General features: G+C 40.0%; 9 protein-coding genes and 1 rRNA gene. 4 read left to right on the plus strand and 6 right to left on the minus strand.

Going from position 1 to position 8,917, the window contains the following annotated elements; genetic code table 11:
- Positions 1-93: 93 nt before the first annotated feature.
- The gene (locus GD002_RS15685) at positions 94-1,788 is read left to right on the plus strand and encodes a methyl-accepting chemotaxis protein (protein WP_153733306.1); all 1,695 of its coding nucleotides are present in this window, start codon (positions 94-96) and stop codon (positions 1,786-1,788) included.
- Between the two features lie 88 nt (positions 1,789-1,876).
- Here GD002_RS15685 and GD002_RS15690 read toward each other — a convergent pair whose 3' ends face one another.
- Positions 1,877-2,545 (minus strand): hypothetical protein, encoded by a 669-nt coding sequence (locus GD002_RS15690; RefSeq protein WP_153733307.1) that lies wholly within the window; start codon positions 2,543-2,545, stop codon positions 1,877-1,879.
- Positions 2,546-2,858: 313 nt separating this feature from the next.
- On the opposite strand from GD002_RS15690, the gene GD002_RS15695 reads away from it, so the two are divergent.
- From GD002_RS15695 to GD002_RS15705, 3 genes are read left to right on the plus strand one after another with little or no spacing between them, the layout of a single operon-like run.
- Positions 2,859-3,416, plus strand: coding sequence for an accessory gene regulator ArgB-like protein (locus GD002_RS15695; protein ID WP_153733308.1), 558 nt, complete (start codon positions 2,859-2,861; stop codon positions 3,414-3,416).
- A complete protein-coding gene (locus tag GD002_RS15700; protein ID WP_153733309.1) occupies positions 3,413-3,583 on the plus strand; it encodes a cyclic lactone autoinducer peptide in 171 nt (56 codons plus the stop codon). The genes GD002_RS15695 and GD002_RS15700 overlap by 4 nt, the downstream gene beginning before the upstream one ends.
- A gap of 14 nt (positions 3,584-3,597) precedes the next feature.
- A complete protein-coding gene (locus tag GD002_RS15705) occupies positions 3,598-4,881 on the plus strand; it encodes a sensor histidine kinase (protein ID WP_153733310.1) in 1,284 nt (427 codons plus the stop codon).
- 108 nt (positions 4,882-4,989) lie between these two features.
- On the opposite strand, the gene GD002_RS15710 is transcribed toward GD002_RS15705, so the two are convergent.
- From GD002_RS15710 to rrf, 5 genes are all read right to left on the minus strand, one after another.
- Positions 4,990-5,388, minus strand: coding sequence for a hypothetical protein (locus GD002_RS15710; RefSeq protein WP_153733311.1), 399 nt, complete (start codon positions 5,386-5,388; stop codon positions 4,990-4,992).
- A gap of 74 nt (positions 5,389-5,462) precedes the next feature.
- Positions 5,463-6,842, minus strand: coding sequence for a sensor histidine kinase (locus tag GD002_RS15715; protein WP_153733312.1), 1,380 nt, complete (start codon positions 6,840-6,842; stop codon positions 5,463-5,465).
- Positions 6,839-7,510 carry a response regulator transcription factor gene (locus GD002_RS15720; protein ID WP_153733313.1) on the minus strand — a complete coding sequence of 224 codons (672 nt, stop codon included), beginning with the start codon at positions 7,508-7,510 and terminating at the stop codon, positions 6,839-6,841. Before GD002_RS15720 ends, GD002_RS15715 begins: the two co-directional genes overlap by 4 nt.
- Positions 7,507-8,313, minus strand: coding sequence for a YihY/virulence factor BrkB family protein (locus GD002_RS15725; protein ID WP_153733314.1), 807 nt, complete (start codon positions 8,311-8,313; stop codon positions 7,507-7,509). The genes GD002_RS15720 and GD002_RS15725 overlap by 4 nt, the downstream gene beginning before the upstream one ends.
- Before the next feature lie 527 nt (positions 8,314-8,840).
- Positions 8,841-8,917: ribosomal RNA gene (gene rrf, locus GD002_RS18280) — 5S ribosomal RNA — on the minus strand; the annotation flags it as partial.

Consider the following 8,917-nt stretch of genomic DNA (forward strand, 5'->3'; position numbering starts at 1 on the left):
TTTAACAGAATCTTTACACAAACCGCATTACACTACTAATTTCCTACCTCTATAATTAAAGAGATCTATTACGTATAGGGGGACAATATACATATGAGGCTATCAGTTGGTAGGAAGCTATGGCTGGGTTTACTATCCATTTTAGTAATTTTAGTTGGTGTAGGTGTGGCAGGCCTATGGGCACTTTCGAAGGTAAATGAGGAATATCGCTTTCTGATAGACAATCAAGTAAGGAAAGTGGAACTATATGAACAGCTACTTTCCAATCAACATGAGCAAGCAAAGAATATGAATGGGTTTATTTTATATCAAGATGATCAGTATTTAGCACATCGCACAGATTTGCAAGCTTCCTTTCAAGAAAAAATGAAAGAGTTACATAAACTAGTCCAAACACCTGACACCCAAAAGTTGTTACAGCAAGTGAAGGAAACTTCTATGAGCTATGACCAGATTAGCGAAATTGTTATACGGGATGTTCAAGAAGGGAAATTAGAGGGCGCTATGAAGATTGCTACCGAGGGAGAGGGATACCAACATGCGGTTTCTACTCATATTGCTGACTTAACGAAAAAACAGAAAGATGAACGAGTTCAAACAGAAAATGAATTACAACAAGTCCTTGGATGGATTCGTACGATTATCACTATTATGATTGGCACAGCCTTTTTGGTTAGTATGATTATTGCCCGTACTCTTACCCAGCGTATTGCCAAGCCCGTCTCTATGATGACAGCTGCCATTAAACAACTGGCTACGGGGCACCTTGATATTTCCCCAGTTCTTATTCGAAACCGAGATGAAATTGGCGAAATGGCTCATGCCCTCAACGACATGACGCAAGATCTTCGCCAAACCATTTCGATTGTTCGCAAATCAGCTGCTGAAGTCGCTCTTCATGCAGAGGAATTGGCTGTTCATTCGGGGGAAAGTTTGGTTACGGCTCACACCGTTAGCAAAACGACTGAACAAAATCGGTTGGACAGTGAACTGCAACTGGCAACAGTAGAACAATCTACTCTAGCGATGCATCAAATGATAGCTCATATCGAGCGAATTTTGAAGGATCATGACGAGATGCTCACCTCCTCTCGTGCTGTTTCTGGAATGGTTGCAGAAGGTGGTGCTCTCATGAATTCATTTACTCGCCATATGGGGCAAATTGATGAAGCCATTGAACATTCGTCAATGGTCATTCACCAGTTAGCAAAGGATTCGAAGAAAATTGGAAATGTCTCCGCATTGATTACATCTATTGCAGAACAGACCAATTTATTAGCGCTAAATGCAGCAATTGAAGCGGCACGTGCCGGTAAACATGGGAGTGGGTTTGCGGTAGTTGCGGAAGAAGTTCGAAACCTTGCTGAACAATCCAAGCAATCCGCCAATGAAATCGGCATGATGATTGACTTTATGATTGAGCAAATCGACAAAACTGTTTCTAGCACGAAACAAGGTACTTTATTAGTTCATGAAGGACTTGTCATTACCCAACAAACAGATCATGTATTTGAGCAGATTGAGCAAGCTACCCTAGAGATGAATCACAAGTTCAATACCGTTTCTCAATCAATCCATGAGATCCAATTGAGTACAACAGAAGTATCCAAAGGAATTACTAGCGTTCAGGAGCTGGCCATACAAACTTCTACTAAAGCTCAAGGCATTAGCGCCGCCACAGAAGAACAACTTGGAACAAATGAGCACATTACGAAAAGTGCACAAGATCTGATGGAACTTTCCGAACAATTACAGCGGGATATGGGGCGATTTATAATACAAGACTGATTGGTACTATTCACGGTAAAAGAGTCTAGACCATGTAAGGAGAGGAATGCAGCTACAACTAGTACTCTCCTTATCCCCCCATTTCATTTTACTTTTCGACCTCTGTTAGACTAAAAAACTCTTCTTTTACACGGTTCCAATAGGCTTGTTCACCTTCGCCCTCTAGCTTGGGATAGTCTTCTGCTATTCGAGGTATTAGTTTTTCCCACAGCACAGCCATCACATAAAAATCTCGATCAAATTCATAGTCCAGTTCTTTCAATGTTAAACCGAGCGCTTCCGCATACTTCCTTTTTTCTTCATTCCGTACAGTGGACACGTTCTGATCGATATACGACGTCACCTCTTCTTGTGAGACGCTAATACCGTAGACATCTTTTGCCATGCGAAGCGCGTTTATATAACGGTTCGTCTCTTTTTCTGTCATAGCCTTTAAGAATTCAGGCGAGTGCTCTTTTTTGGTTAGATTATTTTCTACCCTCATGCGGAACTCTGTCTTTTTCACGGAGAACAACTTGTCCAATTGTCGCTCGGCTTCAGATTGTTTTCCATCTGAACGGATGGACTGGAGTTCTTCAGAAATCGAAGGCATTTTCTCTAGTACTTGCTTTACAGCAATGTTCAACTGTGCATAATCTCTTTCAACTGGTAGCTGTGTAATCTCTTTTGACGTCGCTGTTTGTTTAATCAACACACCACCAGCAACCAATAGTCCAAAACAAATCATCGTGAGAGTAAAGCGATTATGAGTATTCATCGAATTAACTCCTTCATTAAGTATATATAGAATCAGTATGACATAGAGTTTTTAATTATTTTGTGGAAACAGAAAACATAACTAAATTTATTTTCTGTATTTTTCGACATAATACTCTTTCAATCTACTGTATTCGATATAGTGAAAATATGCTAGCATGATAGAAGGACTGCTTATTCCCTCTAGCAATTGAAGACTCCATTGATCAATAATGAGCCTATATATCGTATTAAATTACAATTCCTTCAAACTATATACTCAATTTTCCACATAAGATGGTATAATATGTTATAGGAGAGAGGGGGAGGTTGTAATGCTAGAAACTGCTATCGTAAACTTGCTGATTAATCAGCAGAAGTACACGGAGCTAGATCAGGCGAAAATTCGATATGGGGTTCGAATTATTGTATCAGAGCTTTACAAGTTTGTTTTGATTTATGGAATTGCATTGTTACTTGGCAGTGTCTTGCCAACGTTCGTGACACATATGACGTTTTATGTGTTAAGGCAAAAAGCATTTGGATATCATTTTGCAAGTGCTAGGAGCTGTATTTTTTGGAGCATAGTTGCCTTTCCTGTGTTGTCTGGTCTTTTAGTGGCCTTTCCGCAACCTCTATGGTTGGTTGGGATTATAGGTACACTATCAGTTATGGTGATTTTTCTTTTCGCCCCAGTCGATACAGAAAAACATCAGATTGTGAATAAAAAACACTATCTTTATTTGAGAAGGCATTTGCGAATCCGTTTATTGGCTGTACTGTTCGTGTTCTGTGTAGTATCAGAACCTATCCAGTCATTTATCATCCTAGGTCTATTCATTCAATCAACGACTGTTCTGGTTCAAAAATTGATGAGGAGAGATGTTCGATGAATACGTTTCGCAAGACAACAAACTTTATAATTTCTAGATTTGCAGCAGTGGCATTAGCTGTTGGTGGGTTTTCTGTATTGAATACTTGTACACTGTTCTTCCACGAAGAAGAAATGCCAAAAGAATTACAAGAGCATCATCCATTTTTAAAAAATGACAATTACTAAAGAAGGCTGATAACATGAACCCCTCCGATTTATTTTATGCATTGATTGAATTTCTAGCTATTTTCTCTGCTCTCTTCTATACATTAAATATCCGATTGAGTATGCGAAAGATTTTTTACTTAGTACTTGGTGTAGTATTACCAACACTTGTTGCCTTTTTTGGCTTAACAAATTGGGTAGGTATTCTCACGCTTTTCATTTCAACAACTATCGTATTCTATATTTTTTCTAAAAGTATACGTGTCATCTTAGATTTATGTGTAATCTTTATTGGCGGTATTATTGCAGATCATCTCGCACAATTGATTCGAAGTTATGTATACACAGGTTATGGAATACATATGATAATTGGTGCCGGATTTTTCTTACTGTTTTTCTTTACGTACATCTACTTTTATAAGAAATTTGTATTTAAACAATGGAAAAATGTAAAACTATCTGCTTATATCGTATTCTTATTTTTTATTATTGTCTCCTCGACGGTTGTTGTCTTTTACTTAAATATTTTCACGATATCAAATCTGAATGCGATGTCTCTCGTACGAGTAAACTTAGCTATTCAATTAGGCTATTTTCTATTAATTTCAGTATTATTCATATTAATTTTTTATCGATTGAAACGGCAAGATGAGAATAAACGGCGCGAAATTGAGCTGGAACAGTTTATTACATACACAGAAGCACTTGAACAGGTGAATCGGGACATGCAGAACTTTCGCCATGATTACGCGAATATTTTACAGACGATTCAAGGCTATTTGGATACCAACAATGTGCAGGACTTGAAAGACTACTTCCGACAGCACATTTCAACTAGCGGAGAACATACTTTATTCAGACATCGGGTGCTGAGCAGATTGAATAACTTACAGCTTGTTGGTATTAAGGGCTTATTGGCAACGAAATCGCTACAAGCTGATGAATTAGGAATTCATGTAACGATCGATATTCCTAAAGTGATTGATAAGATACAGATGGATATTATTGATTTGACACGAGTAATCGGGATTCTACTAGATAATGCAATTGAAGCTAATCAATCAGTGGAACTCGGTAAAATTTTTATTTCCTGCTATAAACAGGATGATTCAGTGGTTATACAAATTAAAAACACCTTCCAAGATGGTACGGTTCAGCTTGAAGATCTAAGAAAGGAAACCTTCTCGACAAAAGGTACACATCGAGGCATTGGTCTAGCAAATGTACGGAAAATCATGCATCAATATGATAATGCATTGATGAAAACAGAGATTCAGGACGATTGGTTTACTCAGGAAATTGAAGTTTTTGAAAATTGAGATGTACTGAACATAAATGCCTGGACACTTAGCTCGTGTCATCATTAAAAAGTAGAAACCCCCATGAACACGGTATGTACCGTATTCATGGGGGTTTCTCTATACTCATTAGCGGGCAGAGGCCTTTTCCACCATCATCGTCACAATAACAAATAGCGCAAAGCTAATTAGCAAAACGGTTCCTCCGACAATATAGAAAATCAGCGCAAACGTCTCATTTATATTAAACGGCTGCATAAATTGTAACCACATGCCTGCAGTCAATCCGATCGCTCCCACAATACCTGTCCAACCTTGGAGCGCCAACAACTTCTTTGCTCGTACACGGTAAATTTTATAAAAAACTCCCCATGAAAACATCGATAACCAGCCCACTAACAAAATATGAGCATGAATCGGACGAAACGCATATGATCCTGCACCCGCCATATGAGAACCTAGCACCGTTCCAATCAAACCAAATATTGCAGCTACACGAATTAATCGTAAACTCCATTGATCTTGCATCAATTTCTTCCTCCCGTCATCTTTCTACTATCTTTATAATACTCATCCAAGATGAACAGAAGATGAACTACGGATTACAATTTCGGCAAATGTACAATAAAAGTCGTTCCACTATCTAGTTCACTGATGACTTCTACCGTACCCTCATGGAGCCTGACTACTTGTTCGACGATCGATAAACCTAACCCCGTCCCCTCGACTTCGCGCGTACGTGAATGATCAGCCCGATAAAAACGATCAAAAACCCGTAGCGACGTTTCATCCGACATACCAATACCTGTATCTTGAATAAAAAAACATATTTCATCTTCCTGTTCCGTCAATCGAATATCAATCGTTCCACCGTCTGGAGTGTACTTCAATGCATTCGACAATAAATTCTCCCACACTTTCTCCAGGAAAGCGGGATCGCCTTCATACAGTATCTCATCGATCTCTAGCAAAAGCGACATCTCTTTTTCCTGCAGTAGCCATTGAGATTTGCGTACCGTCTCTTTCACTTGCTGATCCATACGAAACACCTTTTTCTGCAAAGGCGAAACGAGTTGATCTAGTGAGGTCAACAAGAGCAACTGCTTTGTCAACGTCGACAATCGCTCCGTTTCAGATTGGATAATTCCTGCGTAGTGTTTTCTTTCATTTGCAGGCAAGTCTTCATTCGACAACAAGTTCGCATATCCTTTAATATTCAATAAAGGAGATTGAAAATCATGCGACACATCGCTAATAAACGTCTTCCGAATTTGATCATTCTCACTCAAGCGATTGATCATCTGCTGAAAACTTTTCGCCAATTGACCGATCTCATCTCGCCTATCAATCGACAATTCACCATTGAACCGCTCCTCCCCCACTTTCTTCGTCGCCCTCGTCAGCACCACGATGGGTTCAATTAACTTCCGCGCCACTACCAGCATCGCTAATAAACTGATAATCGCCATCACGATCACCATACCGCCCAGCAAGTAATGGATTTCGCTAAATAGCATTTTGATATCAGGACGCAAAAACAGCGCATAGATATTGCCTTCATAGGTGAAGGATACACCAACTGTATTAGCAGATTCATTGGAAAAATACCCTGTCAAAAAGGTCTCTGCCTTCAAATCGCGCATACCATGATACACTTGTCCATCTCGCACCAACCCAATTGCTTCTGTTTCAAGATTGTTCAATCGAAATGCTTCACCATACACAGTAGAACTTCCATCTGGTCCAATCACCAATAGTTTATAACCAGTACTAGCCAACATGTCAAAATAGGACGTCAAATCGAATCCCTCTTTTGCCTCAAGGAACGATGCAATCTCCTTCACTACATTCACATTTTTCGTATCGTTTTGTTCTTTCAAATAGCGATGGTAATATGTATTAACTGTCAAAAATGCAATCAGCGCACTCGTTAACATGATGACAAGTGTCAAAACAAGAAACTTTCCATAAAGCGACTTCATCCAGCTACCTCTAGCTTATAACCTACACCGCGTACCGTCACGATCTTCACTCGATCCGAAAGCTTTTCCAGCTTGTCTCGCAGACGCTTAATATGAACGCTCAGCGTCTGCTCATCCCCTTCATAATCAAATCCCCATACACGCTCAACTAAAACCTCTCGCGTGAACACTTGATTATGCCTGGATGCCAGTACGGATAGTAACTCAAATTCCTTTAACGGCAGTAGTAAGGACTTTTTACCAAGCACTACCTCATAGCTTTGACGATTAATCAGCAAAGGACCGACTTGAATCATCCGATCAACCGCTTTATCATAGCGCCGCAAAATTGCATGAATCCGAAACAATAATTCTTTCGGTTCGAACGGCTTTACAAGATAATCATCTGATCCTGCCAAAAACCCTCGCTCCTTATCCTCCATTTCTCCTTTCGCTGTCAGTAGCAATACTGGAATCTCCGTATCCTCGCGCAACTTCTTCGTCAACGTATAGCCATCCATTCCAGGCATCATGACGTCCACAACCGCCAAGTCCGGCCATTCCCGCTCCGCCAAGTCCAGCGCTTGTTGCCCATTCATCGCCTCCACAACGGTATATCCGGCCTGCCGCAAATGAATACTCACCAACTCTACTATATGTATATCATCATCTACTACTAAAATCTTCATTTGAACCGCACCTTCCTTCTCCATTCAGCATTCAACAATCCTGACAGCAATATAATTACTGCCGTCAAATAAAACCATAACACAAGCATAATGATTCCTGCCAATTGACCATATAATCTGGAGTAATCGACTCTTGCTACATAATCCCCAAATGATAAAGAAACTAACTGCCACCCAAACGCGGAAAACAGAGCGCCTGGCAGTACTTCTTTCCACTTCATTTTACCCGTCGGCACGAGTTGATAAAACAATAAGAAAAATAGCAGTAAAAAGAATGTTCCTAGCCCCCACTTAATATTTGGCCAAATATATAGCCAGCCTTGCCAATCTTCCAACACATCATAATACGCAATCACCGTATGCAACAGCTTCTCCAGTAATGGTAAGAATAGAGACATCGGCACGACTAACATAAACAAGATCGTCACACCCATATTGCGAATTAAACTGATCCAGAGAGGTTGTTGCTGTCTCTTCTCGTTCGCTAAATCTAATGACCGTGCAAAAGACTGTACCGCAATGGAGGAGGTCCATAGCGCAGCCAATATACTGAACAGAAGTAGTTTACCATGACTTTTATAAATCATGGACTGAACACTTTGCTCAATCAACTGAAAAGACTCTTCGGGTACAAAAGGCCGTAATAACGCCAAAATACTTGCTTCTTGAACAGGTAGAAATTGAACAAGTGATAACACTACAAGTAAAAAAGGCAACACCGATAACAGTAAATAGTACGCATTCTGTGCAGCTTGATCAAAAAAGCGCTCCTTTAAAAACCGCTGAATTATAGTAATGAACACAACACTCCCCCTCAGCTATCGACTACGTCTTACTACCAATATACCCTAATAAAGGCATTTCAATTATCTCAAATTAAATATAGTTACATTCATCTACTCTATGGCTTATCTTATGAGTCAGTCATTTGATTATTCATTTTGCAAATTAGGTTTAGAATGATTGTGAAAGTAGGAAATCATTATACTTCTATTATGTTTTCTGATTGCAAAATATCCTTACCAAACCTTGATCAATCAGAATCATTTTAGTATTAATGTAGCGCTATTCTTCCTGTGAATGCAAAAAAGCCACGCCCCCTCAGGGAATGGCGATGCATACCTGATAACGTCTCACTCTCACAGGGGGAAGCCCCTCAACTACCATCAGTACACGAACTTAACTTACGCGTCCGGGCTCTGAATCGTGATCGTGAAAAGTAGCAGATTGCCGCGTCAGCTTCACCGCTTCTCGAATCAGTCATTAGCTCAGCTGGGATTACTTTTTCTAAACGCACAAAAAAGCCACTCCCCATAGGGAATGGCTTTGTGCCTGGCAACGTCTTACTCTCACAGGGGGAAGCCCCCTACTACCATCAGCGCTGAAGAGCTTAACTTCCGTGTTCGG

The organism is Sporosarcina obsidiansis, from assembly GCF_009651005.1.
Lineage (GTDB): Bacteria > Bacillota > Bacilli > Bacillales_A > Planococcaceae > Sporosarcina > Sporosarcina obsidiansis.